At 58.5% G+C, this 25,315-nt stretch carries 30 protein-coding genes; 11 read left to right on the forward strand and 19 right to left on the reverse strand.

The annotated features are described in order from the left end of the window. Positions 1-14: 14 nt before the first annotated feature. The 3 genes from K7A42_RS04885 to K7A42_RS04895 all read right to left on the reverse strand — a co-directional run bounded on the left by K7A42_RS04885 (position 15) and on the right by K7A42_RS04895 (position 2,002). On the reverse strand, positions 15-788 hold the full coding sequence (locus tag K7A42_RS04885) for a transporter substrate-binding domain-containing protein (RefSeq protein ID WP_112636715.1): 774 nt from the start codon (positions 786-788) through the stop codon (positions 15-17). Positions 789-811: 23 nt separating this feature from the next. Then, positions 812-1,591 carry an ABC transporter ATP-binding protein gene (locus tag K7A42_RS04890; protein WP_006698586.1) on the reverse strand — a complete coding sequence of 260 codons (780 nt, stop codon included), beginning with the start codon at positions 1,589-1,591 and terminating at the stop codon, positions 812-814. A gap of 210 nt (positions 1,592-1,801) precedes the next feature. After that, positions 1,802-2,002: a hypothetical protein gene (locus tag K7A42_RS04895; RefSeq protein ID WP_035211052.1), complete on the reverse strand. Its 201-nt coding sequence runs from the start codon at positions 2,000-2,002 to the stop codon at positions 1,802-1,804. 368 nt (positions 2,003-2,370) lie between these two features. On the opposite strand from K7A42_RS04895, the gene K7A42_RS04900 reads away from it, so the two are divergent. The 3 genes from K7A42_RS04900 to K7A42_RS04910 all read left to right on the forward strand — a co-directional run bounded on the left by K7A42_RS04900 (position 2,371) and on the right by K7A42_RS04910 (position 3,659). After that, entirely contained in the window at positions 2,371-2,898 is a 528-nt protein-coding gene (locus K7A42_RS04900; RefSeq protein WP_044459826.1) for a DUF4142 domain-containing protein, read from the forward strand. 176 nt (positions 2,899-3,074) lie between these two features. Beyond that, positions 3,075-3,242 carry a hypothetical protein gene (locus K7A42_RS04905; protein WP_006698588.1) on the forward strand — a complete coding sequence of 56 codons (168 nt, stop codon included), beginning with the start codon at positions 3,075-3,077 and terminating at the stop codon, positions 3,240-3,242. A 114-nt stretch (positions 3,243-3,356) separates the two neighbouring features. Further along, positions 3,357-3,659, forward strand: coding sequence for a DUF982 domain-containing protein (locus K7A42_RS04910; protein ID WP_004438551.1), 303 nt, complete (start codon positions 3,357-3,359; stop codon positions 3,657-3,659). A gap of 166 nt (positions 3,660-3,825) precedes the next feature. On the opposite strand, the gene K7A42_RS04915 is transcribed toward K7A42_RS04910, so the two are convergent. The 4 genes from K7A42_RS04915 to K7A42_RS04930 all read right to left on the reverse strand — a co-directional run bounded on the left by K7A42_RS04915 (position 3,826) and on the right by K7A42_RS04930 (position 7,042). Next, entirely contained in the window at positions 3,826-4,611 is a 786-nt protein-coding gene (locus K7A42_RS04915; RefSeq protein ID WP_174151597.1) for a L,D-transpeptidase, read from the reverse strand. A 19-nt stretch (positions 4,612-4,630) separates the two neighbouring features. Next, positions 4,631-5,686 carry a L,D-transpeptidase family protein gene (locus K7A42_RS04920; RefSeq protein WP_282454914.1) on the reverse strand — a complete coding sequence of 352 codons (1,056 nt, stop codon included), beginning with the start codon at positions 5,684-5,686 and terminating at the stop codon, positions 4,631-4,633. A gap of 175 nt (positions 5,687-5,861) precedes the next feature. Beyond that, positions 5,862-6,647: an SDR family oxidoreductase gene (locus K7A42_RS04925; protein WP_004438541.1), complete on the reverse strand. Its 786-nt coding sequence runs from the start codon at positions 6,645-6,647 to the stop codon at positions 5,862-5,864. Further along, positions 6,644-7,042: a hypothetical protein gene (locus tag K7A42_RS04930; protein WP_034498252.1), complete on the reverse strand. Its 399-nt coding sequence runs from the start codon at positions 7,040-7,042 to the stop codon at positions 6,644-6,646. Before K7A42_RS04930 ends, K7A42_RS04925 begins: the two co-directional genes overlap by 4 nt. 91 nt (positions 7,043-7,133) lie before the next feature. Here K7A42_RS04930 and K7A42_RS04935 point away from each other — a divergent pair, with 91 nt between their 5' ends. After that, the gene (locus tag K7A42_RS04935; RefSeq protein ID WP_004438534.1) at positions 7,134-7,718 is read left to right on the forward strand and encodes a DNA-3-methyladenine glycosylase; all 585 of its coding nucleotides are present in this window, start codon (positions 7,134-7,136) and stop codon (positions 7,716-7,718) included. Here the strand turns inward: K7A42_RS04935 and K7A42_RS04940 are convergent. The 3 genes from K7A42_RS04940 to K7A42_RS04950 form a co-directional block, all read right to left on the reverse strand. Next, positions 7,715-7,873 (reverse strand): hypothetical protein, encoded by a 159-nt coding sequence (locus K7A42_RS04940; RefSeq protein ID WP_282454915.1) that lies wholly within the window; start codon positions 7,871-7,873, stop codon positions 7,715-7,717. The genes K7A42_RS04935 and K7A42_RS04940 overlap by 4 nt on opposite strands. Positions 7,874-8,103: 230 nt before the next feature. Then, positions 8,104-8,301: a hypothetical protein gene (locus K7A42_RS04945; RefSeq protein ID WP_004438530.1), complete on the reverse strand. Its 198-nt coding sequence runs from the start codon at positions 8,299-8,301 to the stop codon at positions 8,104-8,106. A gap of 173 nt (positions 8,302-8,474) precedes the next feature. Next, positions 8,475-9,488 (reverse strand): substrate-binding domain-containing protein, encoded by a 1,014-nt coding sequence (locus tag K7A42_RS04950; RefSeq protein WP_044459944.1) that lies wholly within the window; start codon positions 9,486-9,488, stop codon positions 8,475-8,477. A 270-nt stretch (positions 9,489-9,758) separates the two neighbouring features. Between K7A42_RS04950 and K7A42_RS04955 the strand changes: the two genes are divergently transcribed. The 6 genes from K7A42_RS04955 to K7A42_RS04980 all read left to right on the forward strand — a co-directional run bounded on the left by K7A42_RS04955 (position 9,759) and on the right by K7A42_RS04980 (position 15,840). After that, entirely contained in the window at positions 9,759-11,024 is a 1,266-nt protein-coding gene (locus K7A42_RS04955; RefSeq protein WP_174151599.1) for an ABC transporter substrate-binding protein, read from the forward strand. Between the two features lie 63 nt (positions 11,025-11,087). Further along, positions 11,088-12,062 (forward strand): carbohydrate ABC transporter permease, encoded by a 975-nt coding sequence (locus K7A42_RS04960; RefSeq protein ID WP_004438520.1) that lies wholly within the window; start codon positions 11,088-11,090, stop codon positions 12,060-12,062. Further along, complete coding sequence (locus K7A42_RS04965) at positions 12,059-12,892, forward strand: carbohydrate ABC transporter permease (protein ID WP_004438518.1); 834 nt, start codon at positions 12,059-12,061, stop codon at positions 12,890-12,892. Before K7A42_RS04960 ends, K7A42_RS04965 begins: the two co-directional genes overlap by 4 nt. A 10-nt stretch (positions 12,893-12,902) precedes the next feature. Next, positions 12,903-13,931 carry an ABC transporter ATP-binding protein gene (locus tag K7A42_RS04970; protein ID WP_064263139.1) on the forward strand — a complete coding sequence of 343 codons (1,029 nt, stop codon included), beginning with the start codon at positions 12,903-12,905 and terminating at the stop codon, positions 13,929-13,931. A 55-nt stretch (positions 13,932-13,986) separates the two neighbouring features. Continuing rightward, entirely contained in the window at positions 13,987-14,772 is a 786-nt protein-coding gene (locus tag K7A42_RS04975) for a ThuA domain-containing protein (RefSeq protein WP_004438513.1), read from the forward strand. 18 nt (positions 14,773-14,790) lie between these two features. Beyond that, positions 14,791-15,840: a Gfo/Idh/MocA family protein gene (locus K7A42_RS04980; protein WP_004438510.1), complete on the forward strand. Its 1,050-nt coding sequence runs from the start codon at positions 14,791-14,793 to the stop codon at positions 15,838-15,840. Positions 15,841-16,081: 241 nt separating this feature from the next. Here the strand turns inward: K7A42_RS04980 and queE are convergent, their stop codons facing one another. The 9 genes from queE to K7A42_RS05025 form a co-directional block, all read right to left on the reverse strand. Further along, positions 16,082-16,837, reverse strand: a complete 756-nt coding sequence (queE, locus tag K7A42_RS04985; protein ID WP_174151600.1) for a 7-carboxy-7-deazaguanine synthase QueE — start codon at positions 16,835-16,837, stop codon at positions 16,082-16,084. Continuing rightward, entirely contained in the window at positions 16,834-17,190 is a 357-nt protein-coding gene (gene queD / locus K7A42_RS04990) for a 6-carboxytetrahydropterin synthase QueD (RefSeq protein ID WP_174151601.1), read from the reverse strand. The genes queE and queD overlap by 4 nt, the downstream gene beginning before the upstream one ends. Continuing rightward, positions 17,190-17,900, reverse strand: coding sequence for a 7-cyano-7-deazaguanine synthase QueC (gene queC / locus K7A42_RS04995; RefSeq protein ID WP_004438501.1), 711 nt, complete (start codon positions 17,898-17,900; stop codon positions 17,190-17,192). The genes queD and queC overlap by 1 nt, the downstream gene beginning before the upstream one ends. 151 nt (positions 17,901-18,051) lie before the next feature. Further along, a complete protein-coding gene (locus K7A42_RS05000; protein ID WP_174151602.1) occupies positions 18,052-19,185 on the reverse strand; it encodes a Gfo/Idh/MocA family protein in 1,134 nt (377 codons plus the stop codon). 23 nt (positions 19,186-19,208) lie between these two features. After that, positions 19,209-19,973, reverse strand: coding sequence for a sugar phosphate isomerase/epimerase family protein (locus K7A42_RS05005; protein ID WP_035211069.1), 765 nt, complete (start codon positions 19,971-19,973; stop codon positions 19,209-19,211). Between the two features lie 55 nt (positions 19,974-20,028). Continuing rightward, positions 20,029-21,117 carry an ABC transporter ATP-binding protein gene (locus tag K7A42_RS05010; RefSeq protein WP_111813377.1) on the reverse strand — a complete coding sequence of 363 codons (1,089 nt, stop codon included), beginning with the start codon at positions 21,115-21,117 and terminating at the stop codon, positions 20,029-20,031. 5 nt (positions 21,118-21,122) lie between these two features. Further along, positions 21,123-22,064, reverse strand: a complete 942-nt coding sequence (locus K7A42_RS05015; RefSeq protein WP_004438490.1) for a carbohydrate ABC transporter permease — start codon at positions 22,062-22,064, stop codon at positions 21,123-21,125. After that, entirely contained in the window at positions 22,057-22,959 is a 903-nt protein-coding gene (locus tag K7A42_RS05020; RefSeq protein ID WP_004438488.1) for a carbohydrate ABC transporter permease, read from the reverse strand. The genes K7A42_RS05015 and K7A42_RS05020 overlap by 8 nt, the downstream gene beginning before the upstream one ends. Before the next feature lie 141 nt (positions 22,960-23,100). Next, positions 23,101-24,333 (reverse strand): ABC transporter substrate-binding protein, encoded by a 1,233-nt coding sequence (locus K7A42_RS05025; protein ID WP_034498262.1) that lies wholly within the window; start codon positions 24,331-24,333, stop codon positions 23,101-23,103. Positions 24,334-24,555: 222 nt separating this feature from the next. On the opposite strand from K7A42_RS05025, the gene K7A42_RS05030 reads away from it, so the two are divergent. Next, complete coding sequence (locus tag K7A42_RS05030) at positions 24,556-25,278, forward strand: CPBP family intramembrane glutamic endopeptidase (protein WP_282454916.1); 723 nt, start codon at positions 24,556-24,558, stop codon at positions 25,276-25,278. Positions 25,279-25,315: the final 37 nt, after the last annotated feature.

Genomic DNA, 25,315 nt, shown 5'->3' on the forward strand with positions numbered 1-25,315 from the left:
GAACCCGACCCGGATTACTTCGCGCCGTAGATATCGAAGCTGAAGTACTTCCTGGTGATCTCATCATATTTACCGCTGGCGCGGACGGCGGCGATGGCGGCGTTCAGCTTCTGCTTCAGTTCGTTGTCGTCCTTGCGTACGCCACCTGAAACGCCAAGTCCGAGGATTTCCGGGTCGTCAGCAACATTGCCGGCATCCGCGCAGCAATCCTTGCCGGCATCGCTTTTCAGGAACGTGTCGAGAACAAGTGAGTCACCAAAGACGTAATCGATACGACCCGCAGCCAGATCCTGAAACGCCTCATCCAGCGTCTGGTAGGTTTTTTCGTCGGCTACGTCCTTGAAATACTTTGCATAATAGGCAGACTGAATGGTGGCGACCTGGATACCGATGGTCTTGCCTTTCACGTCTTCAGCCGTTGCCCCCGGCTTTCCGTCCTTGGCCCCGATCAGCTTGCTCGGGGTATTGTAATATTTGTCGGTGAAGCCAATCACCTTCTGGCGCTCCTGCGTGTTGGACATGGAAGACCAGATCACATCGAATTTCTTGCTCTCAAGCGCGGGAATGAGACCGTCCCAGGATAGCGCGACGATGGAGCATTTCTCCTTCATCTCGGCGCAGACGGCATCCATCAGGTCGATTTCCCAGCCCTGCCACTTGCCGCTGGCGTCCTGCGCGAAGAAAGGCGGATAGCTTTCGTTCATGACGCCGAAGCGGACGTCTGCGCTGGCGGAGAAAGCGGAAAGTGCGAAAGCCGTACCGGCCAGCATTGAGGCGAAGAATTTCATTTGAATCTCCTGTTACGAAAAAATCAGCTCGCGAGCGCGCCGGTGAATTCCCGGCACCTTGCACTCAGAGGATTGCCGAAGACCCGTTCCGGCGGTCCTTCTTCTTCCACGCGGCCTTGATGCAGAAACATGACATGGCTCGACACATCGCGCGCAAATCGCATCTCATGTGTCACCAGAAGCATGGTGCGGCCTTCCTCGGCGAGATCACGGATCACCTTCAACACCTCGCCGACCAGCTCCGGGTCCAGCGCCGAGGTGGGTTCGTCGAACAACATCACCGCCGGCTCGACGCAGAGCGCGCGGGCTATGGCTGCCCTCTGCTGCTGACCGCCGGACAGGAACGCCGGATAAGCATCCTTCTTCGCGTAAAGCCCGACCTTGTGCAGCAGCGCTTCAGCCTTCTCGATGGCTTCCGCACGTTTCACGCCCATCACATGCACCGGGGCTTCTATGATGTTCTCAAGTACAGTGCGGTGGGCCCATAGATTGAAATTCTGAAAGACCATGCCAAGACCGGTGCGCAAACGCTCCACCTGGCGCCAGCTCTGCGGCATGGCATTGCCGTCCCGACCGTACTTCACGGCCACTTCCTCGCCATTCACGATCACGCGGCCACGATCCGGAACTTCGAGGAAATTGATGCATCTGAGGAAGGTGCTCTTGCCGGAGCCTGAGGAGCCAATGACGGAAATGACATCCCCTTTGTGCGCCTTGAGCGAAATACCTTTCAGAACCTCGTGAGAACCAAAGCTCTTGTGGATATCGTCAACCGCCAATGCGCAGGGAACGTCAGTCGTCATCAAAGGGTCCGGCTCATGTCAATAGCTGCGCACATCTAGCAAAGTGCGCGTTTTCTGACGCGGAAATAACCGCTCTATTGCATCGCGGAAAGGAAAAAACATTCCCGCCAACGGAAAAGAAAGAAAATTGCGGCCAACTGCCGTTATCCGGCCACCGTTCTCCGTTCCGCCCTATGGCGCAGTCGGAGAGATATCACTGCGGAGATACCGCTATTGCGGAGATGCGCCGCGTCCTTCGGCCACGTCAACCGGCGGCGCCTGATTTTGCTGATCTCTTTTCACACCAAACTCGCATAACGCCAACCGGCGCATCGTCGCGAGCAACTCGAGGTCGATGGCTGCACCATCATCCTTCAGCAGAAAATCCTGAAGAGTTTTGCGTATCGTCTTTTCCACGAGTTTGGCCTGCAACGTCTCATCTGATGTGAAACGGGCGGCCCAACGAACGAGAATTCGTCGTAGCAGACAATATTCGAAATTTGACGGATACAACATATGTGCATCTCCGCAAAAAGCAGGCGGGAGCACATAGTAACCCTCAGTTGCCACCGCCTACGAATTCGGTTGATGGCAATGTATGAACCATAGCATCATTCGGATCGAAGTCGACCCCTGAATTCTGGCCCGTATAGAGTGCCCGCCTCGCATGGACATTATCCCGAGGCGATGCGTCAACTCCGGCAACCGGCAACGCCGTTCAAGCGGGCTTTTCTTTCGCCCCGAGGAACATTTCTTGCCCATCACGGTTGGTGGAGCCTCAACCATCAGGAGGCTCAACAATGAAGACCATTCTTTCCCTCGCGTTCGCACTCGTCGCCGGAACTGCTTTGGCGCAATCCGCGACGGAATCCACCGGCGTCAATTCCGCACTTGGCGTCGCGCCAAAAACCGAGGATTTCATCTTGCAGGCCTCGGCAAGCGATATCTTCGAAATTGAATCAAGCAAACTCGCCCTCACCAAAGGGAACGAGGAAACCAAAGCCTTTGCGCAGCAAATGATCACCGAGCATGAGAAAACCAGTTCGGAACTGAAAACCCTGTTATCCGGCGGCAAGGTGAACGGGACACCGGTCACCGCTCTGACAGATGATCACAAGGAAGAAGTAGACGACCTCGCAAAACTCGACGCCAACGAGTTCAACGAAGAATATATCGATGATCAGGTCGATGCGCATGAAGACGCCGTTGATCTTTTCAAGCGCTACGCCGAAGGCGGCGATAATCCGGAGCTTAAGGCGTGGGCGGCAAAAACTCTACCGGCGCTCCAGCATCATCTGGAGATGGCCCAGGGCCTCGATAAAAACTGACGATAGATGGCTGCTGGTGATCTTTGTGTGAGGGAGAAGCTGGCGCGACACGGCTAGGCTCGCACCCGGACGTGCGAGTTGATCAGGCGGCGCGCCGGCGAAATTCTTCAGGCCGGATCCCGGCAGCAGAACTTCACAATCCTCCGCGCGTTCATCGCAAGAAGGACGGCTGAAAAATGAACGATGCGAACACCCGAAACTACACTATCGAACAAATTCAGGAACTATATGCGTTGGGCTTGGTGCAGGCGGCAGAACTGTTTGAACGGTTTGCAGGTGATAGGGCGGCCATCGACAAAATGATGAAGCGCTGTCCGCACAGGGAGGATAAAGAACAACGCTAGGTGCCGACGCTTATCGGCGCAGCGAAAATTTGTGTGTCCGATCTTGATCCGGGGCGCCGCCGCTCCAATATTTTTCAGGCTTCTTGATCTGGTTGTTTAAGATTGGAGGTAAAGATGAACAGCCCGGAAGTTTTGTTTAGAGCGCCTGTTCGGGTGCGCATGCAATGCGGCCTTGAGAGATCGTTTCTGAGCGTTTACGACGCCCTGGATTTTCTGGAAAACGAATGGCCGCTTCGCCGTGGTGAACGCTATAAGCGCGCCGTGCAAAAATGCCGCGCCGCGCTGTCCAGGCTCGAAGCCGCGGAAGTGGCACGGGAAGCATTCATCTCCGCCTGCCTTGAGGCGAGCATGCCGCTGGTTATGGCCGGTCCGGTCCATTTCGATGAAATGTTGCCCATGAGCCGCGCAGTCGGCTAGAGGGCTGTGCCAGAACATATTCCCTGGCTAAGCCCCGCTGTTCCGGCGGGGCACCGGTAACGTGCTGCGTCGTTTACCTGGGAGGTACAACGCCATGAATGATACCGACAGCGGACCGCCCGACGCGGTTGAGCCGCCGTTGCCGGCGGCCCACCTCTCTCTTAGGTCAGTAGGTCTGCATCGGCTGTGACAAACCGTCACCGACCGCGCCATTGCCATATTGCGCGACAGGCACGCCTTCCTGACCAATCGGCACACCCTGCTGTGCGGGACCGAGCGCTGTCACCACAATCGGCGTCCCATCGGGCACGCGATTGTGGAGATCGACTATGTCCTGGTTCAGCAGGCGAACGCAGCCCGAAGACACGGATTTGCCAATTGTCCACCATTCGGGCGAGCCGTGCAGACGATAGATCGTGTCCTTGCCATCCTTGAAGATATAAAGTGCACGCGCACCGAGCGGATTCTTGAGGCCCGGCTCCATGCCGCCATTGCGGCTGCTATAAGGCTCCAGCTCCGGCTGACGGGCGATCATTTCGTCTGGTGGTGTCCAGCGCGGCCATTGCCGCTTGTACTGGATGACGCCGCGGCCCGACCACTCGAAGCCTGCGCGGCCAAGACCCACGCCGTAACGCATGGCCTGCCCGTTTTCATAGGTCAGATAAAGGAAATGGTTGGCAGTATCGACCACGATCACGCCGGGACGCTCGCCGGTCGGGTTCGCCACCATCTGCCGCAGGAACTGGCGCGGAATGCGCTTATAGGGAATTTCCGGCAGTGGGAACTGCTCGTCAGGTTTCGGGCCGTACATCAGCGCGTACATCGGATCTTCCGCCGGAGCGGCCGGCCTCGCAGTTTCACGTGCCGTGGTGTTGCAACCCGCAAGTCCGGCCAGTGCCAAACCGCCTGCTCCAAGCAGGAAACCCCGCCGGGTCGTCATCGTCTCGTTCAATTGAAAAACCTCATTTACGTCATCTCACACTGGCAAAGGGATCCGCCAGCGCCGCCTCGGGGCGGCTTATAGGGTACTTCGCGCCGGAAACCTGCGATGCCATTGCCTTGGCGCCGCTCGATTTCAGTATGGCCCGGAAGCTCGGATGCATGCCGCCGTCTACATACGCGCTGAGGGGGGCGGAAGTTCCCTCGCTCATCGCCGCGGCAAGTTTTTGTTGCTCCTCGGCCAGCCTCGATGCCACCAGCGGGTCATTCTGGTTGACGGCCGGCGGGCAGGCTGCCAGCGGATCGGCAGGCTCGCCTTCGGCAAATTCACTATTGAAGACATAACGGCGGCCGCAGACGGAGACCTTGGGCTGGCGCCGCGTCACCTCGAAATAATCGTAACCTTCCTTCAGCGTCTTCCAGAAGGGCATGTTGGGGTCGTTCCGGTGCGCCACCATGTTCCTTGCGGTCATGCGGAAGGGATAGGCCTGGACCTGGAAGCGGTCCTGCCCACCCTGCAGCGCACGCGCGACAATGGCATAGATCTCACCCACCTGCGCGTCTGTCATCGCGTAGCAGCCGGAAGACGAACAGGCGCCGTGCACCATCAGCGCCTCGCCGGTATAGCCGAGCGCGGATTCCAGCCGGTTGGGGTAACCGAGATTGAATGAGACGTAATATTGCGAATTCGGGTTCAACATGCCGGCCGAGACATGATAAAAACCCTCCGGCGCCTGACGGTCTCCCGTTTTCATCTTCGGCCCGAGTTTTCCGGACCAGCGACACATGGGATATGTCTTCAGCAACGCATAACTGCCGGTCTTGTCGATCTTCCAGACCTCGAGCTCGCTCTCCTGCTTGAAGATGCGAACGAGAACCGGACTTTCCGGACGCATGCTTTTGGCTGACATCTGCGCCATCATCTTGGACGACAGCTTCGGCGGGTCTTTTTTCACGCTGTCGAGACCCATTGAGGTGCACGCGGAAAGGCTACCGCCGATCGCGATGACCGCAGCCAGTTTTGCCCCCGTCTTGAACTTTTGCCGCAACCCCGCCACCGCGAAGTTCAGCACAGCCTGCATACCCATGGATATTTCTGCCCGCCTGATTTGCCCGCCTTTCCGGCAAACGCTTAACTATCGAAGGTGGCCACAACACGGCAACCTCATCCATGGACAAAGTCTCGTGAACAGACGTTACCCTTTCGTTAATCATAGGGACACAAGCCCGTGAGGGTCTCCGGGCATGACGCCGGAGAAGCATCTAGCGGAGAAGCCCCTGGCCGCCGTCGATCCAGACCGGTGTGCCGGTCACGTGGCGGGACGCATCGGAGGCGAGAAAACCGATCAGCTCGGCGACATCCTCGCTCGTTCCCGCCACACCGCCCGTCACCGGAATATCTCCCGCGGGGAAGCGAACCGGCACCTCGGTTTTTTCCCGTGCGCGTATCTTCGTATTCTCGTCGATTGCCGTTTTGATCGCACCCGGGCACACTGCGTTGACACGGATGCGGTGCCGCCCAAGCTCCAGCGCCAGTTGCTGGGCCATGGCAAGCTGCCCTGCCTTTGTGACCGAATAGGCGGTCGCGCCGGGCGAAGTGAAGGTGCGCGTGCCGTTGATCGAGGAGACAATGACGATGGAACCGCCGCCTGCCGCCTTCAGATGTGGCACGCTGGCATGAACCGTGAGATAGGTGCCGCGGAGATTGATGCGTATCGTGTCGTCCCACTCCGAGGGTTTGAGTTCATCGATAGGCGCCCAGACACCGTTGACGCCAGCATTGGCCACCACGACGTCAAGGCGGCCAAAATCCTCCACCAGCGCTGCAACGGCGCTCCGCATGGCCTCCTCATCCGACACGTCGGCGATGAGAATTTTCGAGGCGCCGGAACGAGCGGTAATGTCGTCGGCAACGTCCTCCAGTTCGGATTGCGTGCGCCCGAGCAGCCCGAGCGAAAAACCCTGGGTGGAGAGATGAAGGGCGGCGGCGCGTCCGATACCTGAACCGGCCCCGGTCACGAGAGCGACTTTACGAACAGTCAATGTCACAGCCCCCCTTTTCGCGAGGCGATGGAGGTAACGGTCGCCGAGACGGGATCACTGGCCGGAAAGCTGTCCTCCAGCCCCTCTTCCAGCTCCTCCTCCAGAACGTCACGGTCCCTCGCGGTCCGGGCGCTCGCCTGCACGCGCTCACCCTGCTCGCGCGTTCCATCATTCTGAGCCGTTCCAAGGCGGGAAAATTGCGAGGGTGCGTCGGCACCCTGGCGCGTTCCAAATGCGGTGAGTTGGACCATCACGGCGCTCGCCCGTTTAATCGCTTCCGCGTCGTCGATCCCTTCCAGACCATCGGCAAGGCGAACCGAAACGTGATCGCCGTCGCTGCCGGCAAACTCGACGGAGATAGATCCGTCATTGCGTTTTACATAAGTCGTCGAAAGTTGCATGACATGCCCTCCGGCTGGATTCATCGACAAGGCCGATGCGGGAAATGAGTAAAAGCTCACTTCAGAACGACATAGCGTGGAAGGGGTTCCGATGAATCAGGTCTTTGGTCCGGAAATGGACAAGAGTTTTTTCCTTCGCGACGCAGTGGATGTCGCCCGCGCGCTCATCGGAGCGGAATTTCGCGTCGGTAATACCGGCGGCGTCATCGTCGAGACCGAAGCTTATCATCCAGATGATCCGGCGTCGCACAGTTTCAATGGGAAAACCCCGCGCAACCGGGCAATGTTTGGGCCAGCCGGACGTCTCTACGTCTACCGGTCGTACGGCATTCACTGGTGCGCCAACTTCGTCTGTTCCCCGGGTTCAGCCGTGCTTCTTCGCGCGATCGAACCGCGAACCGGTATCGACATGATGAAACTGCGACGGGGAACTGACAAACTCAGACTCCTATGCTCCGGCCCGGGAAGGCTTTGTCAGGCAATGGCCATCACCGGAGAGATGGACGGTGCCGCGCTCGAGGCGCCACCTTTTTTCCTTCAGCTGCCGAAAACGGCAACCGCCGTCAGCATCGGCAGGCGCATCGGCATCAGCCGAGCGATCGATTATCCCTGGCGTTTCGGACTCGCGCACTCACCTTTTGTGAGCAAAAAATTCGAGTCACCCGATCCGGCCTAAAACACCTTCGGGGGCTCGTCGTTTTCGTCGGGATTGGGTGTGGGCACCTCGTCCGGCAAACGATCGGGCTCCGGCTCTTTGATCGGGGGGATGTCGGGCTGGGGTGGAACCGGCATCGGCGGTTCCGGATAGGGCTCAACCAGAATTGTCGTCATTGCGGTCTCCTGATGTCAGCGCGGCGGACCTCACGGAAGTCGCTGCTCTTGATCTATCGCGACACTGCGTTGCAACGCCGCCACTCAGACGGCGCAACACCCAGTTCGCCCATCGGTCATAAAGCCGGGAAGGTCCTCTGGATCAAGTTCCGCCGCCCTGCGGGTCGTAGAAAGGAAACGCAGGCGCGGTCCGTCCGTTCCGTTTTTTTCGAGGAAGATTTTGTGATCGCTCAGGCAAAACCGAGAGCGCCACGGGAAATGTCGCGATTTTCACAATAATCGCGTGAATGGGCTTCATGCCCGTGTTCGCGCGCCGTGGAACGTGTCAATTCCGGGCTCGTTACGTTGAGCAACGCATCGGCATAGGTGCCGGTCGCCTCGACGTCATCGATTACAGGCTGCTGTTGCGGTTTTAGAAATTCAAACATCCATCGTCCTCCATCGACACGTCCCTCAACGCGCCGGTCCGGGTCTCTGTTCCATGAACCCGATACCCTTCCGATTATACATGAGACGATGCTGTCGTATAGATGACTAAAGGCGAACGTTCTCAATCGGCGTTCACAAAATGGAGTGGAATCAGTGAGCTATGGCCCAAAGCTCAGGCAGGGCCAACCGATTCTCGCAAAATCAGTTCCACAGGCCACAGTTCCTGAACCTCGCGGACGGGGCGACCGCCGATGATCTGCAGAAGAAGGTCCGTCACCCTTATTCCTGCCATGCGCATGGGCGAGCGGGTGGTGGAAAGCGGCGGCATCATGCTTTCAGGCGTGAGGTAAGGAAACACATCGTCATGGGCGATGACGGAAACATCCTTGCCGATTGTCAGCCCCATCTGGGTCGCAGCACGGTAGACGCCCTGTGCCGTCATCATGGCACCCGCAACAAAGGCTGTCGGGCGCGGTGTCTGCTCCAGCAGCGAACGGGCGAAGCGGAACGCGGTCTCTTCGCTGAAGTGCTCGTTCATCATGAAGCGCGGATCGGGCGTAATGCCGTGGGTAGCCAGCGCCTCGCGGAAACCCTGTTCACGATCCCGTACGAAGGTTCGTCCGACCGGCCCATTGATGAGGGCTATACGCCGGTGGCCGCGCTCGAGAAAATGGATCGTCGGGCGATAGGTCACATCATGGTTGTCGATATCGAGCCAGGCATGTTCGAAGGGTGTCTTTGAGCGCCCGTGCACGATGAAGGGTACGCCGAGCCGGTTGAGCAGCGCGATACGCTCATCCTCCGGACGCGGTGAGTGCACGATAATGCCATCCACACGACCGCTCGCCGCCAGCCGGCTGAAAATAGCCAGCTCCTCATCGAGATTGTTGTCAACTGTCACGCTGACGAGAATGTCGGTCTCTTCCCGTTCCAGCCGGGTGGCCATGCCGCCCATGAATTCCGAAAAGAAATGTCCTCCGCCCGACCGGCCCATAACGACACCGATAGCGCCGGCCCTGCCGGTTGCCAACCGCACGGCATTGGCATTCGGCAAATACCCGTATTTGAGCGCAGCCTCCATGACCCGCTGACGCGTTTCCTCACGCACTTCGGGATAGCCGCCCAGCGCTCTGCTAACGGTGGTGGGCGACAGGCCAACCTTTTCTGCGAATTCCTTGAGCTTCATGTTTTTTTGCCAATTCGCCCCCTGCATGCGTCGCCGCTGCGGAATTTTCAAGTCGACAAAAATTGAAAACGATTTCAATTTCTTCCCACCTGAAACCTTACAGTCCATCATCTTGAAAGGCAAATGGTGAAAATTTGCAGGCAAAAACGCCCGATTGTCGCTCGATTAGAAAGAGTATTGACAGATTGCCCGGCTTTTGCGAGCTTCCTTTTAGTCAAAAGCGCTTTCAATTTTGAGGACAATCGGGAGCGTCAACGGAGGAGTTTGACAATGAATATTTCCATGAAGACTTTGTTCCTGTGCGGCAGCGTACTTTCCGCCGCCGTTTCCGCGCAGGCGGCCGAGATTTCCATCGCCGCCAATTCCACCGGCAAGAACGTCGCATTCTTCAAAGAACGCATTGCGGCTTTCGAAAAACAAACCGGCCACAAGGTCAATCTCGTCACCATGCCGTCATCCTCCAGCGAGCAGTTCAGCCAGTACCGGCTGTGGCTTGCCGCGGGTAACAAGGATGTCGATGTCTACCAGACGGACGTTATCTGGGCGCCGCAGCTTGCCGACCAGTTCGTGGACCTGACCGCGGCGACGAAGGATGTCATCGGAGATCATTTCCCCTCCATCGTCGCATCGCAAACCGTGGACGGCAAACTCGTCGCCATGCCGATGTTCACAGACGCGCCCGCGTTGTTCTATCGCAAGGACCTGCTCGAAAAATACGGCAAGCAACCGCCGAAAACCTGGAAGGAGCTGAGCAAAACCGCGAAGGAAATCCAGGACAAGGAGCGTGAAGCGGGCCAGAAGGACCTCTGGGGTTTTGTCTTCCAGGGCAGCGCCTATGAAGGCCTCACCTGCAATGCCCTGGAATGGATTGCTTCCGCCGGCGGCGGCCATATTGTCGAAAGCAATGGCGATATCTCCGTCAACAATGAAAAGGCTGCTGCCGCCATCGAAACTGCCAAGGGATGGGTCGGCACCATCGCGCCGCAGGGCGTGCTTGCCTACAAGGAAGAGGAAGCGCGCGGCGTCTGGCAAACCGGCAACTCCGTCTTCATGCGCAATTGGCCCTACGCCTACGCGCTCGGCAATGGCGACGACAGCGCCATCAAGGGCAAGTTCGGCGTAACACCGCTCCCGGCTGGCGCCGAGGGCGAGGCACCGGCCTCAACGCTCGGCGGCTGGAATCTCGCCGTATCCAAATATTCAGCCAACCAGGAAGCTGCCATTGAGCTCGTGAAGTTTATCGCATCCAAGGAAACCCAGAAGATGCGCGCCGTTCAGCTTTCCAACATGCCGACGATCGCTTCGCTTTACGACGACAAGGATGTTGCGGCCGCGCAGCCCTTCATGCCGACATGGAAGCCGATCTTCCAGACCGCCGTCCCGCGTCCTTCCGCCTCGGCCAAGGTGAAATATAACGAGGTTTCGGCCAAGTTCTGGGGTGCGGTCCACAACACGCTCTCCGGCAATGGCACGGCCGCTGAAAATCTTGAGCTTCTCGAGGTTGAACTGACCGATCTCAAAGGCAACGGCTGGTAATCCGGCCCGCGCGGGAACGGTCTCGCCTGATCGTCTCCCGCGCCCCAACCGCGAGATATCCCCATGAACGACATCGCCCTTCAAAGACCGGTCACGGCATCCGGCACAGGTTCCGATCTACAGTCAGAACGCTTGAAATCCGCCTGGCTGTTCCTTGCCCCCACATTTCTCGTGCTGGCGCTGGTGGCGGGCTGGCCGCTCGTGCGCACCGTGTGGTTCAGCCTCACCGACGCCTCGCTCACCAATCTGGAGGGAGCACAATTCGTCGGCCTCAAGAACTATCTCACCTGGATCACGCTCAGCAGCGGCCGCACGATCTATCGAGGCCTTCTTGCAGATCCCGCATGGTGGGGGGCGGTTCTCAACACGCTGAAATTCACCATCGTTTCGGTCAGCCTCGAAACCGTCCTCGGCCTCATCGTCGCTCTGGTACTGAATGCAGAATTCAAGGGACGCGGCCTCGTGCGCGCTGCCATTCTTGTGCCATGGGCCATTCCCACCATCGTCTCTGCGCAAATGTGGGCGTGGATGCTGAACGACCAGTTCGGCATCTTGAATGACCTGTTCCTTAATCTAGGCCTGATCTCCAACAAGATTGCCTGGACCGCCAACCCCGAAACCGCGATGATCGCCGTGCTTATCGTCGACATCTGGAAGACCACGCCCTTCATGGCGCTGCTCATTCTCGCCGGTCTGCAGATGGTGCCAAAGGACATGTATGAAGCGGCCAAGGTGGATGGCATCCACCCCGTCAAGGTGTTCTTCCGCGTTACCCTGCCGATGATCCGCCCTGCCCTGATGGTCGCCGTCATCTTCCGTATGCTGGATGCGATGCGCGTTTTCGACCTCATCTACATCCTGACGCCGAATAATGCCCAGACCCGCACCATGTCGGTGCTGGCGCGCGAGAATCTGTTCGATTTCGACAAGTTCGCCTATGGCGCCGCCGCCTCTACCATGCTGTTCCTCATCATCGCCTCGATCACGGTCATCTATATGTGGCTCGGGCGTGTCAACACCGATGGAGCCCAGCGATGACCTTGCCCAGCATCCTGAAAACCACCGCCTTTTATGCGCTGGTCGCCGTCATCATGGTAATTTCGGTATTCCCGTTTTATTATGCGATCCTGACCAGTCTGAAATCGGGCTCGGCGTTGTTCCAGGTTAATTACTGGCCGCGCGAATTTTCGCTCACCAATTACAGTTTCGTCATTGGCAACGGCACGTTCCTGCGCAATCTCGGCAATTCGTTGCTTGTTGCATCATCCGTCGTCATCTTGTCGCTGTTTCTGGCGGTCACCGCGTCCTATGCGCTGGCGCGCGTCCGCTTCCGGGGCCGCGCGTTGCTGCTGCTCACCATTCTGTCGGTTTCGATGTTCCCGCAGATTGCCGTTCTCGCCGGCCTGTTTGAACTGATCCGCTGGGCAGGCATCTTCAACACGCCCTTGGCGCTGATCTTTTCTTATATGATCTTCACCCTGCCTTTCACGGTTTGGGTCCTGACAACCTTCATGCGCGACCTGCCGATCGAAATCGAGGAAGCAGCCATCGTTGACGGCGCATCGCCCTGGGTCATCATCACACAGGTGTTCATGCCTTTGATGTGGCCGGCGCTCGTCACGACGGGGCTCCTCGCCTTCATCGCGGCATGGAACGAGTTCCTCTTCGCGCTCACTTTCACCTCATCGAACGAGCAGCGCACGGTGCCGGTCGCCATCGCGCTGCTGTCGGGCGGCTCACAGTTCGAAATTCCCTGGGGAACGATCATGGCCGCGTCCGTCATCGTTACCGCGCCCCTCGTCGTCCTCGTTCTGATCTTCCAGCGACGCATCATCTCCGGCCTCACGGCCGGCGGCGTCAAAGGCTAGGAGAAACATCATGACCACCATTCAATTGCGCGATCTTCGCAAATCCTTTGGCGCCTTCGATGTCATCAAGGGCATCGACATGGATATCCGCTCCGGCGAATTCATGGTTTTTGTCGGCCCTTCAGGCTGTGGCAAGTCCACGCTGCTACGCCTCATATGCGGGCTGGAGGAAATCACCGGCGGCACGCTCTCCTTCGACGGTGAGACAGTAAACCGCCTGCCGCCCGCCAAACGCGGCGTCGCAATGGTCTTCCAGTCCTATGCGCTATATCCGCACATGACCGTGTTCGAAAACATGGCTTTCGGCATGAAGTTGTCGGGCGCGGACAAAGAACAGCGCAAGAAGCGCGTCGAAGCGGCAGCGGAGATGCTGCAGCTCACGCCCTATCTGGAGCGCCTGCCGAAGCAGCTTTCTGGCGGCCAGCGCCAGCGTGTCGCCATCGGCCGCGCCATCGTGCGCGATCCGAAGGTCTTCCTGTTTGACGAGCCGCTCTCCAACCTCGATGCGGCGCTGCGCGTGGCCACGCGTCTCGAGATCGCCAAGCTGCATCGCTCGATGCATGACACGACGATGATCTACGTCACCCACGATCAGGTGGAGGCGATGACACTCGCCGACCGCATCTGCGTCCTGCGCGACGGTCGGGTCGAGCAGATCGGCACGCCGCTCGAGCTTTACGAAAGTCCTGTCAACACCTTCGTCGCCGGCTTCATCGGCTCGCCGAAGATGAACTTCCTGGCAGGCAAGTATGCGGAATCAGAAGGCGCAAAAACGATCGGTGTCCGGCCGGAACACATCACCATCGCCAGCGACGGCAGCGGTTGGAGTGGAGAAATCGTGCATTCGGAAATGCTCGGATCGGACAGCTACATCTATGTCGAGATCGGCGCCGGCGAGCCTGTTGTCGTACGTGAAGAGGGCGTGACCGGCCGCAAGGCGGGCGAGCATATCACCATCGTGCCGGATACGGCGCAGATCCACCGTTTTGACGCCGAGGGTCGGGCCATTGCCCGCAACCCCGCTCGCGGCGCCGCCTGAACCTAACTTCCGCCGGGACAACCCAAGTAGCCGGCTTTCACCAAGGAGCATGAGAATGACCATCAACACCGTTGTATGGGGCGAAAATATTCACGAACACATCAATGAGACGGTGCGTTCGATCTATCCAAACGGCATGCACAACACCATCGCCGACGCGCTGAACCAAAATCCCGAGATCAACGCCACCACCGCCACGCTGCAGGAGCCGGAGCACGGCCTTTCACAGGAGCGTCTCGACAAGACCGACGTTCTCGTCTGGTGGGGCCACAAGGACCACGGCGCAGTTCAGGATGACATTGTGGAGCGCGTCGCTAAGCGCGTCTGGGAAGGCATGGGCCTCATCGTCCTGCATTCCGGCCACTTCTCCAAGCCGTTCAAGCGCCTGATGGGTACGCCCTGCGCGTTGAAATGGCGCGAGGCGGGCGAACGCGAACGCCTGTGGACCATCAATCCCCGCCACCCGATTGCCGCCGGCCTGCCCGAGCATTTCGAGCTGGAAAACGAGGAGATGTATGGCGAGCAGTTTTCCGTACCGGAGCCGCTTGAGACCGTCTTCATTTCCTGGTTCCAGGGCGGTGAGGTTTTCCGTTCGGGTCTCACCTGGCGTCGTGGTGCCGGCAATATCTTCTATTTCCGCCCCGGCCATGAAACTTATCCGACCTATCACGACGCCAATGTGCAGAAGGTCATCAGCAATTCTGTAAAATGGGCCTATAATCCGGTCGGCGCCCTGAAGAGTATTCACGACGCGCCGAATGTTCCCGTCGATAAGGCGCTCGAGCCTATCGAGGAACGTGGTCCCAAGTTGCATAAGGCAGGCGAAGCAGGTTACAGGTAAGGGCTTGGAGATACTGGCATGAGACTTCTCATTCTCGGAACCGGTGGCATGGCCAACAACCATGCCACATATTTTTCTCAGATCCCCGGCGTCGAACTGGTTGCGGCGGTAGATGTGGACGACGTGGTGGCACGGGCCTTTGCGCTGCGCCATAACATCCCGCTCTCTTTCACTTCGCTGGATGACGCCATTGCCTGGGGTGAATTCGATGCGGCGGCGAATGTCACGCCCGATGCCATCCATCACCCCACGAGCCTGAAGCTGCTTGCGGCGGGCAAGCACGTTTTCTGCGAAAAACCGCTGGCGGAAAACTACGCGAATGCCGCCGAAATGGCCGACGCGGCCGAAAAGGCCGGCCTCGTTGCCATGGTCAATCTCACCTATCGCAACGTCGCCCCCTTGCAGGCGGCGCGCGAGATGGTGCTGGCCGGCAAGATCGGCAAGGTTCGCCATCTGGAAGCCTCCTATCTCCAGAGCTGGCTCGTTTCCAAGGCCTGGGGCGACTGGATGACAGAGAGTAAGTGGTTGTGGCGGCTTTCCACCAAGCATGGCTCGAACGGCGTGCTGGGCGATGTCGGCATCCACATACTCGACTTCGCCTCTTATGGCGCGGGCAGCGATGTGCAACGAATCTTCACTCGGCTGAAGACCTTCGACAAATATGAGGGCAACAAGATCGGCGCTTACGATCTGGATGCAAATGACAGCTTCACCATGACGGCCGAACTGGAAAATGGCGCCATGGGCGTCATTCATGCCAGCCGCTGGGCGACGGGCCACCTCAACGAACTTCGTTTGCGCATCCACGGCGACAAGGGCGCACTCGAAGTCATTCACACGCCCGACTATTCCAGCCTGCGTGCCTGCATCGGCGAGGATGTGGAAAAGGCGATCTGGAAGACGATCGATGTCGATCCCGTGCCGACGAACTACGAAAAATTCGCCAAGGCCGTGATGGAAGGCGGCGTCGCCGATCCCGACTTCCGCCACGCCGCCAATCTGCAGAAGGTACTCGATCTGTCGATCATTGCGGATCGGGAGAGACGCGAGTTGGCCGTTTCGGCTTGATGTGAAAGAACAACCTGCGGCATCACTTTGCCGCAGGTTTCTTCTCCCGGAGGGGAGAAGGTGGCCCGAAGGGTCGGATGAGGGGGCAACATTGCCGGATTTCGCAGAGCTCGCCCCCTCGTCCCGCTGCCGCGGACGTCTCCCCCACGGGGAGAAGAAACAAGCGGCTTACACTCGCTCAATACATTGTGCGCTTCTTGAGGACGCAAACTAAAGCGTGGAATTTCACTCCCGCGCAACTTCACACCCCGCGCTTGTTCCCCCATAACAACACATGCAGCTGCGGCAGCACGCGGGCGGAAAACCAGCGATCTTCGCTAACCTTATCCACCAGCCACAACATCCGCTCCATTACACCATCGATATCGACACGCGCATCGTCATCATCCGGCGGCGGCGGGGTGTGGTTGCCGGGCTGGAGGTAAACCGGCAAATACGGGAAACGCGCGGATGCCGCTTTGGCATAGGCGTAATCCGCATCGTCAAAGACCACGATCTTCAAGGCCACCTGCGGCCCCTCGCCGGCAGCGGCAAGACAGTCTTCGAAAGCCTGCCAGTCCGTTTCCATGCCGCTCGATGGCGGCTTGGGGCTCAGAACCAGATGGTCGAGATCGGCAAACCAGTCTTTGGCGATACTGCCCTGCGTTTCCAGCGCGAAACGATAGCCTTCACCATGCCCTTTTGCGATCAGCGACCCAAGCGGCTGGATGGCCGGATTGCCGCCAGACAGCGAGACCGTCAGCGGTACGCCACCGGAAAGCCGCCGCACCTCCTGCCAGATTGCATCGACCGGCAACGGTTTCCACGTGTCGCGATAATCGCTATCGACCGCGTGCAGCGTATCGCACCAGGAACAGCGATAGTCGCAGCCGCCAGTGCGAACGAAAACCGTCGGCAGACCGATCAGCAGACCTTCGCCCTGAATGGTCGGGCCGAAGATTTCACTGATGCGGATCGTGGTGTCCCTCGCTGCAATCTTGTGTGCAGCCGCCGTCATGGCCGGTATTCCGCCCAGGTTTTGGCGGTTTCGCTAACCCGCACGGCGCTGGTTTCCGGCAGACGCTCCTTGCACCAGTCATAAAAATGCTTAGCCAGGCATTCAGCCGTCACCCGGTCATGGCCGAGAACATCATTCAGATGGCGATGGTCGAACTTGTCGTCGATGTAGTGCTTGAGCGGTGCAAGCTCATGATAATCGCGCACGAAACCGTGCTCGTTCAGCGCTTCCCCCTTCAGTTCCACCTCGACGATGTAATTATGGCCATGCAGACGGCTGCACTGGTGGTCGGCGGGCAAGCTTTTCAACTGGTGAGAGGCGGAGAAGTGAAATTCCTTGGTGATGCGGAACATCAACGCACCTCCTGCGCCGCAAAAGCATGGGTCGCGGCCACCCAGAAATCCGGGTCCTCATAGTCTGTCGGATCGGTGACGCCGGCAAGATGGAAGGCTTCGCGCCGCTCCACGCAGGTGCCGCAGCGGCCGCAGTGACGCAAGCCGCCCTTGTAACAGGACCATGTTTCACCGAAGGGCGTTCCATATTTCGCGCCATCGGTCACGATGGCCGCCTTGGAAACGGTGACGTAGGGCGCAAAAAGTTTCACATCAGCATAGCCTTCAAGCGCATGCGCCTGCATGGCGTTGAAGCTGTCAATGAAGCCCGGCCGGCAATCCGGGTAGATGAAGTGATCGCCGCCATGAACGGCAATCGCCACTGCTTCCGCCTGTTGCGCGGCAGCCAGGCCGAAAGCGATGGTGAGCATGATGGCATTGCGGTTCGGCACCACGGTGGAGCGCATGGTCTCTTCGGCGTAGTGGCCATCAGGCACCTCCACATCGTCGGTCAGTGCGGAACCGGTGAGATGCGCGCCGATGGTTCTGATGTCGATGACATGATGCGGCACGCCGAGCCGTCTGGCGCAATCGGCGGCAAAATCCAGTTCCTTCCTGTGGCGCTGGCCATAATCGAAGGAGACGAGAGCTAAAAGTTCATGTTCCGCGGCGATTTTATGCGCAAGCGAAACGGAGTCCAATCCGCCGGAGCAGATGACGATGGTTTTCATAAGTTGGGATCCCTTGTTTTGACCGGGTGGGCTGCGACCGGATTACAGGGGCGGCTTTAAAGCAAAGCGGGGAATTTGTGAAGGCCCTAGCTGAAATCACGAAAAGCGGCAAAGTTACCTTCACCGCTTTTCAAGGAATGATCTTCCGTCCTTAGCGCAGCAACGCCTGCGCCTCCTCAATGCCGAGCGCGGCCGGCTGCGTGCAGGTCGTCGTCATCTCGATGAAACGGCCCTCTTCGCCGGACTTCAGGATCGACGTCATCACGTCGATACCGTGCAGGGAACGATCCAGCGAGCAGCGGGCGTCGCGCCCCTCCAGAATGGCAATCGCCATATCGGCGAGACCGGCCGTGCGGTAATTTGCACGCGGGCCGTTCGGGCTTTCCTGATTGGCGATGCCGAAGGGGTGAGCCCAGTCTTCCAGCGGCTGGATATTCTTGTCGCGACCGCTGGCTTCGACAACACCGCCGAAGAAATTCGGATCCGGCACGTAGATCGAGCCTTCCGTGCCATAGAGTTCCATATTGGCATGACGATGCGACCAGACATCCCAGCTCGCCGAAAGCGTGATCGTCGCACCATTCACGAATTCCAGCAGGGCATGGATATTTGTCGGGGTCTCGACAGGGATGATCTCGCCGTTCAGCGGCTGGCTGGTCACCGTACGGGTCGGATTTGCCATGCTTGTCAACGCGCCGACGCGCTTTACCGGGCCGATGAGGTTGATGAGGTTGGCAACGTAATAAGGACCGAGATCGAGGATCGGCCCGCCGCCCTTGAGGAAGAAGAAACCCGGATTGGGGTGCCACATCTCCATGCCGGGGCTCATAACGTGGCATGTACCTGACGTGATGCGGCCGACCTTGCCGTCATCGATATATTGCCGGGCAAGCTGATGCGCACCGCCGAGGAAGGTGTCCGGTGCGCAGCCGACGGAGAGGTTCTTCTCGCGGGCGATGCGCCGCAGTTCCTCGCCCTCTTCCAGCGACAGCACCAGCGGCTTTTCCGAATAGACGTGCTTACCGGCCTCGAGAATGGCTTTCGATACCGGAAAATGCGCAGCGGGGATTGTAAGGTTCACCACCACGTCGATTTCCGGGTTGGCGAGCAATTCCTCGATGGACTGCGCGACAACACCGAATTCTTCCGCTCTCAGTTCCGCTGCATTGCGGTTGAGGTCAGCGCAGGCCAGCACCTTTATGCCCTTGAAGAGCGGTGCCAGCGAAAAATAAGCAGACGAGATATTGCCGCATCCGATGATGCCGACGCCAAGATCTCTGGCCATGATGAAACTCCGAAATCTGAGACTTAATAGGTTTTGAACGACGCGATAGAACGGGTAATCAGTCGATCGATGTCCTTCGGGTTGTCGTGTTCGACCACGAAATGTTTCGTGGCGGATTTCGCCTTCAGCGCCGCGACGAGGCCCTTCCAGTCGACGGTGCCATGGCCGACATCGGCCCAGCCATCTTCATCCTTATTCTCCCCTGCGGGCGCGATGTCCTTCACGTGCACGGCGTTGATGCGCTTGCCGTAGCTTTCGATCCAGGCGAGCGGATCGGCATTGCCCCTGATAATCCAGGCGATATCCGCCTCCCATTTCAGGTCGGGGCCACCGGCAAATATCTGCTCCTGCGGCGTTGAGCCATCGGCAAGCGCCTTGAACTCGAAGTCGTGGTTATGCCAACCGAAGACCAGCCCGGCATCCACGAAGGGCTTTCCGGCTTCCTGCAGGCGCTTGCCAAAGGCGAACCAGCCGGCGGCATCGTTAGGGCGCTGGTCGGGCATCAGGTAAGGGCAATAGATCGCTTCCACACCCAGAGCGCTGGCAATATTCAGCGCCTTTTTGGGATCGCCTTCAAGAAGATCGAGACCGAAATGACCGGTGGGCATGGTCAGGCCGTTGGCGTCCAGTTCGGCACGCAGACCTTTCAGGCCGGCTTCATCCAGCGAAGCATACATGGCGCCGTAACCTTCCACATGTTTGTAACCTGCCGCTGAGAGCTTCTTCAGAATATCGGAAAAGGGTTGAAAATTACGGGCGCTGTAAAGCTGAAAACCGAGTTCTGTCATTGTCTCCTCCATAGAGATGTGGGTCTTGGGAATGTGTGGGAGTGGTCAGCGCCCTTTAGAGCCGTTCCTCGCTTTGCGCGTCGAACAGCGAGGCCATGGTCATGTCGAGGCCAAGGCGCACCTTGGTGCCGGGTGAAAACCGTCTGTGGCCGCCAACGCGCACGGACATGGTATGCCCGGCATGTTTAAGCCAGATCAGATTGTCGGCGCCCATCGGCTCTTCGATATCGACGATCGCCTCGTGCACCTCCCCGCCGACGATATCGGCATCAACGCGCACATGTTCGGGGCGAACGCCCAGAACCACCGCGCGACCGGCGACAAGCGGCGTTTCCGCATGATAACCGTCCAGTGCGAAAGTCACGCCATTGGTGGTGAAGACCACCTTACCGTCTTTTTCGATCAGCTCGCCGCGCAGGAAATTCATCGAGGGCGAGCCGATGAAGCCTGCGACGAACAGGTTCCGTGGCTTGTTGTAGATGGTGACTGGGTCAGCCAGCTGCTGGATGACGCCGCTTTTCATGATGGCGATGCGATCAGCCAGCGTCAGCGCCTCGATCTGGTCATGCGTCACATAGATCATGGTGTTCTTCAGCGACTGGTGCAGCCGCTTGATTTCGACGCGAAGCTCCGAGCGCAGCTTGGCGTCGAGGTTGGAGAGCGGTTCATCGAACAGAAAGACATCCACATCCCGCACCAGTGCCCGGCCGATCGCCACGCGCTGGCGTTGACCGCCGGAAAGTTCGGCCGGCTTGCGTTTCAGCAGCGGCTCGATCTGCAAGATGCCGGCTGCCCTTTTGACGCGGCGGTCAATTTCCTCTTTCGGCACTTTGGCGACCTGAAGGCCAAAGGAAAGGTTCTTTTCCACCGTCATTTGCGGATAGAGCGCATAGGACTGAAACACCATGCCGATGCCACGATCCTTCGGTTCTTCCCAGGTAACGTTACGGTCCTTGATGTATATCTGTCCGTCGGTCGGCTCCAGAAGGCCGGCGATGCAGTTGAGAAGGGTCGACTTGCCGCAGCCGGAAGAGCCGAGCAGCACGAGGAATTCGCCGTCGTAAATATCGAGATTGAGGTCTTTCAGCACGGTAACGGCGCCGAAGGACAGCGAAAGATCGCGGATGGAAACGCTTTTGTTCATATAGCTCAACCTTTTACTGCGCCTGCAGCAATGCCGCGGACGAAAAGCCTGCCGGAGAGGAAATAGACGATCAGCGGCACGGCCCCGGTCAAAAGGGTTGCGGCCATGTTGACGTTGTATTCCTTCACGCCCTGCACGGAGTTGACGATGTTATTGAGCTGCACCGTCATCGGGTAATATTCCGGCCGCGTGAACACCACGCCGAACAGGAAGTCGTTCCAGATGCCGGTCACCTGCAGGATCATCGCCACCACGAAGATCGGCAGTGACATGGGCAGCATGATGCGGAAATAAATCTGCCAGAAATTGGCACCATCGATCCGCGCCGCCTTGAAAAGTTCCTCCGGCAGCGAGGCGAAATAGTTGCGGAAAAGCAGCGTCAGGATCGGCATGCCGAAGATGGTGTGAACGATGACGAGGCCGCTCAGTGTGCCGTAAATGCCCAGTTCGCGAAGCACGATAACGATCGGATAAATCATCACCTGATAGGGAATGAAGGCGCCGATGATGAGGATGGAGAAGAACAACTCCGATCCCTTGAACTTCCAGTTCGCCATGGCATAGCCACTGACGGAGGCGACGATGATGGAAATGACGACCGACGGCACGAGGATGCGTACGGAGTTCCAGAAGCCCCGCGAAAGCCCGTCGCAATTCAGCCCTGTACAGGCATTCGCCCAAGCCTTGACCCAAGGCTCGAAGGTAATCTCCACCGGCGGTGCGAAAATGTTGCCGAGCCGGATTTCCGGCATGCCCTTCAGCGAGGTAACGACCATCACGTATAGCGGCAGCAGGTAATAGGCAGCAGCCACGAACAATGTGCCGTAGAGAATGATGTTGCGGCGGGAAAAGGTTTTCCTTGGCTTCTTGCCGCGCGGGCCGGAGAGCTCATTGGAAACCGCATCGTTGGCGGCGACAACCGTGTTCAATGTGCTGAGATTAGCCACGTTTCTTGCCTCCGAATTCAAGGTAGGCCCATGGAATGATGATGATCGCAACCGTCAGGAGCATCATAGTAGAGGCGGCAAAGCCCTGCCCCAGATTCTGCGCCTGGAACATGTAGTCATAGACATATTTTGCCGGGACCTCGGACGCGATGCCCGGCCCGCCGCTTGTCTGCGCCACCACGAGGTCGTAGACCTTGACGATGCCGCTGGCGATGATGACGAGCGTGGTGATGAAGACGGGACGCATCATCGGTATGATGATGAGGGTGTAGGTTTTCCACATCGGAATGCCGTCAACGCGCGTCGCCTTCCAGATGTCTTCATCAATGCCACGAAGACCGGCCAGCATCAGGCACATGACGAGCCCCGTGCCCTGCCAGAGCGCCGCGATCAGAATGCCATAGATAACGATCTCGGAATTGTAGAGCGGGTCGAACGTGAAGCTTTCCCAGCCAAGCGAACGGACAACGGACTGGATGCCAAATTCCGGGTTCAGCAGCCACTGCCAGACGAGGCCGGTAACGATGAAGGACAAAGCGAAAGGATATAGGAAGATGGTGCGGAACGCGTTTTCAAAACGTATTTTCTGATCCATCAACGCCGCCAGCACGAAGCCGATGACAAGGCTGAAAATTAGCGACAGGATGCCGTAAATCGCCAGATTCTGGATTGAGACGATCCAGCGCGGCGCGGCCCACAGCCGCTCATATTGATCGAAACCGATGAAGTTCGCCCGCGGCAGAAGCTTGGAATTGGTGAAGGAATAAACCACCGTCCAGACCGTGCCGCCAAGAAAGATCACCACGGCGGTCAGTATCATCGGAATGGAGGCAATCTTCGAATTGAGATTGCGGAAAAGCTGGTTGGGCCGCCGTGAGCGCGCTTGACCTGCCATGTTACCTCCTCCTGTAACGTTACAGTCAACGGCCGAGCACGGGGCTCGCCGCGAGAAACTCCGGCCATTGCCTATTATCCTGGCATAGCCCGGACGTTGGAAGGGGAGCGGCGAACCGCTCCCGATCCGAAGAGATTACTATCAGTCAGCCGAACCGATAATGTCCGCGAAACGCTTCTGCCCGTCTTCCGCCGACATCGAGCCCGCGAAGAATTCCGCCATCAGATCTTCCTTCTGTTTCTGCGTATCGGCGGAAATCAGCTGGTCGGTGCTGGTCAGCGCATTGCCCTTGGCCAGAATTGCCAGACCCTTTTTCATGCAGTCATTGGCTGCATTCAGGTCGACGTCGCCGCGGATCGGCAGCGAGCCTTTCTTCAGGTTGAAGGCAACCTGCGTTTTCGGATCAACGATGGTCGCGGCAAGAACATCCTGCGCCTTGGTTTTCGCCTCGTCCTTCAAAACGGGGAAATAAAAGGCGTCGCCACCCGTGGTCAGGTATTCACTCAGGCCAAGGCCAGGAAGGCAGGAATAATCAGTGCCGGCTTTCTGGTTGGCAAGCTGGAATTCACCCTGGGCCCAGTCGCCCATGATCTGGCCGCCGGCCTTGCCGGTGATGACCATGTTGGTGGCCTGGTTCCAGTCCTGAACATTGGTGCCCTTGGCCATGTCGCGCGCCTCGACGGCAGCCGCGAAAATCTTTGCCATTTCAGGACCTGCCGCCGCTTCGGCATCCTTGTCGCCATAGACCTTCTGATAAAGGTCCTTTCCGCCGATCGAAAGCGTCAGCGTGTCGAACAGGCCGTTCGCCTGCCATGCCTGGCCGCCAAGCGCGAGCGGCTGGATACCGGCCTTTTTCAGCGCCGGCGCTGCCGCAACAAATTCCGTCCAGTTCTTCGGAACTTCGACGCCCGCTTTCTTGAAAGCCGCATTGGAAAGCCACAGCCATTGCCACGAATGGATATTGACCGGCGCGCAATAAATCTTGCCGTCGATGGTGCAGCTGTCGAGCAGGCTCGCCGGCTTGATGACCTCTTTCCACTTACCTTTTTCGGCAACGTCGGACAGGTCCCGCATCAGGCCGGCCTGCACCAGTTCTTCCGCCTGCCGGCCGTGGTTGAACTGGGTGGCGCCCATCGGATCGCCGCCGGTGATGCGGCTGATCATGATCGGCCGGGCCGTGCCGCCCGAACCGGCAATCGCGCCGTCCACCCATTTATTGCCGGTCGCGTCGAAAGCCTTGGCCAGTTCGGCCACCGCTGCGGCTTCGCCGCCCGATGTCCACCAATGGGTCACCTCGAGATCAGTGGCCCCGGCAAAGCCCGCCGGAATCATCACGCTGGCCAGAAAAGCCGCAGAAATAACACGCATTCGCATGAGTCTCCTCCCTCACTGAAACGTTGCAGTTGGAACGTATGCGAAGATTTTTGATTAGGCAACCGCCTAAAATACGAATCTCGTTACTGCATTCAGCGGCGTCTCGAAGGATGGCAAAATTCGCCTGACAGGCGGACCGTAGAGGGGCTTGCGCGCCGTAATCCACACGCAATGCCACTGGTTTAAAAACTCTGCGCAGTAAGCAAACAGGTGCAAGAGACAATGAAACGCTGGCATATTCTCCTGATCATCGGATTGATCGGTGTCGCATCGCTCTTACTCGCCGCGTTTGAGCAGCTCATACCGGGGCAGCAGGTTTCAATGGCGATGCGCCTGTTGATACTCCTCCAACCAGCAGTCCTGACCGTCGCCTCGGTCGCCACCGGCCAAGCCCTCGCCGCAAAAATCGGGCTCCATGCTCCTTTGATCGATAGCTGGCTGACGGGCGGCGATCCGCGTGCGGTACTGCGAAAACAAGTGCCACCTGCACTTGCTGCGGGTGTTGCCGCTGCCATTGTGATGATCGTCTATTCGTCGGCGATCCTGCCCTTGGTCACAGATGCAGCAACCATGGCAAATATGACCAGATTTGACATTCCCCTGGCCACCCGGCTCCTCTATGGCGGCGTCACCGAAGAGCTATTGACCCGATGGGGCATGATGTCGTTTTTCGCGTGGATTCTCTGGCGCTCTACAGGAGGCGGGCAGGATCGAGCGTTCATAATGTGCGCCGCCATCGTGATCGCTGCCGCTCTGTTCGCCGCTGGTCATCTGCCGTTTCTGTTTACCATTGCCGCGCAGCCCCGGCCGGCACTCGTCCTTGCAGTGCTGACCGGGAATTTTATTCCCGGACTCATCTTCGGATGGCTATTTTGGCGCCGGGGACTGGAGGCGGCAATTCTCTCTCATGGCTTTGCCCATTTTATAAATGCACTGGCGGCCTGAACCAAAAGGCGAAGCGGGCAGACGTCCGCTTCGCTTA

It is taken from the genome of Agrobacterium sp. InxBP2 (assembly GCF_026191755.1).
Taxonomy (GTDB): Bacteria; Pseudomonadota; Alphaproteobacteria; order Rhizobiales; family Rhizobiaceae; genus Agrobacterium; species Agrobacterium pusense.

What these genes read in the sequence shown, in the direction of transcription:
- K7A42_RS04885 (WP_112636715.1), bottom strand. Translation starts at nt 788, where the DNA reads ATGAAATTCTTCGCCTCAATGCTGGCCGGTACGGCTTTCGCACTTTCC.
- K7A42_RS04890 (WP_006698586.1), bottom strand. Translation starts at nt 1,591, where the DNA reads ATGACGACTGACGTTCCCTGCGCATTGGCGGTTGACGATATCCACAAG.
- K7A42_RS04900 (WP_044459826.1), top strand. Translation starts at nt 2,371, where the DNA reads ATGAAGACCATTCTTTCCCTCGCGTTCGCACTCGTCGCCGGAACTGCT.
- K7A42_RS04905 (WP_006698588.1), top strand. Translation starts at nt 3,075, where the DNA reads ATGAACGATGCGAACACCCGAAACTACACTATCGAACAAATTCAGGAA.
- K7A42_RS04910 (WP_004438551.1), top strand. Translation starts at nt 3,357, where the DNA reads ATGAACAGCCCGGAAGTTTTGTTTAGAGCGCCTGTTCGGGTGCGCATG.
- K7A42_RS04920 (WP_282454914.1), bottom strand. Translation starts at nt 5,686, where the DNA reads ATGGGTATGCAGGCTGTGCTGAACTTCGCGGTGGCGGGGTTGCGGCAA.
- K7A42_RS04930 (WP_034498252.1), bottom strand. Translation starts at nt 7,042, where the DNA reads ATGCAACTTTCGACGACTTATGTAAAACGCAATGACGGATCTATCTCC.
- K7A42_RS04935 (WP_004438534.1), top strand. Translation starts at nt 7,134, where the DNA reads ATGAATCAGGTCTTTGGTCCGGAAATGGACAAGAGTTTTTTCCTTCGC.
- K7A42_RS04940 (WP_282454915.1), bottom strand. Translation starts at nt 7,873, where the DNA reads ATGACGACAATTCTGGTTGAGCCCTATCCGGAACCGCCGATGCCGGTT.
- K7A42_RS04945 (WP_004438530.1), bottom strand. Translation starts at nt 8,301, where the DNA reads ATGTTTGAATTTCTAAAACCGCAACAGCAGCCTGTAATCGATGACGTC.
- K7A42_RS04950 (WP_044459944.1), bottom strand. Translation starts at nt 9,488, where the DNA reads ATGAAGCTCAAGGAATTCGCAGAAAAGGTTGGCCTGTCGCCCACCACC.
- K7A42_RS04955 (WP_174151599.1), top strand. Translation starts at nt 9,759, where the DNA reads ATGAATATTTCCATGAAGACTTTGTTCCTGTGCGGCAGCGTACTTTCC.
- K7A42_RS04960 (WP_004438520.1), top strand. Translation starts at nt 11,088, where the DNA reads ATGAACGACATCGCCCTTCAAAGACCGGTCACGGCATCCGGCACAGGT.
- K7A42_RS04965 (WP_004438518.1), top strand. Translation starts at nt 12,059, where the DNA reads ATGACCTTGCCCAGCATCCTGAAAACCACCGCCTTTTATGCGCTGGTC.
- K7A42_RS04970 (WP_064263139.1), top strand. Translation starts at nt 12,903, where the DNA reads ATGACCACCATTCAATTGCGCGATCTTCGCAAATCCTTTGGCGCCTTC.
- K7A42_RS04975 (WP_004438513.1), top strand. Translation starts at nt 13,987, where the DNA reads ATGACCATCAACACCGTTGTATGGGGCGAAAATATTCACGAACACATC.
- K7A42_RS04980 (WP_004438510.1), top strand. Translation starts at nt 14,791, where the DNA reads ATGAGACTTCTCATTCTCGGAACCGGTGGCATGGCCAACAACCATGCC.
- queE (WP_174151600.1), bottom strand. Translation starts at nt 16,837, where the DNA reads ATGACGGCGGCTGCACACAAGATTGCAGCGAGGGACACCACGATCCGC.
- queD (WP_174151601.1), bottom strand. Translation starts at nt 17,190, where the DNA reads ATGTTCCGCATCACCAAGGAATTTCACTTCTCCGCCTCTCACCAGTTG.
- queC (WP_004438501.1), bottom strand. Translation starts at nt 17,900, where the DNA reads ATGAAAACCATCGTCATCTGCTCCGGCGGATTGGACTCCGTTTCGCTT.
- K7A42_RS05000 (WP_174151602.1), bottom strand. Translation starts at nt 19,185, where the DNA reads ATGGCCAGAGATCTTGGCGTCGGCATCATCGGATGCGGCAATATCTCG.
- K7A42_RS05005 (WP_035211069.1), bottom strand. Translation starts at nt 19,973, where the DNA reads ATGACAGAACTCGGTTTTCAGCTTTACAGCGCCCGTAATTTTCAACCC.
- K7A42_RS05010 (WP_111813377.1), bottom strand. Translation starts at nt 21,117, where the DNA reads ATGAACAAAAGCGTTTCCATCCGCGATCTTTCGCTGTCCTTCGGCGCC.
- K7A42_RS05020 (WP_004438488.1), bottom strand. Translation starts at nt 22,959, where the DNA reads ATGGCAGGTCAAGCGCGCTCACGGCGGCCCAACCAGCTTTTCCGCAAT.
- K7A42_RS05025 (WP_034498262.1), bottom strand. Translation starts at nt 24,333, where the DNA reads ATGCGAATGCGTGTTATTTCTGCGGCTTTTCTGGCCAGCGTGATGATT.
- K7A42_RS05030 (WP_282454916.1), top strand. Translation starts at nt 24,556, where the DNA reads ATGAAACGCTGGCATATTCTCCTGATCATCGGATTGATCGGTGTCGCA.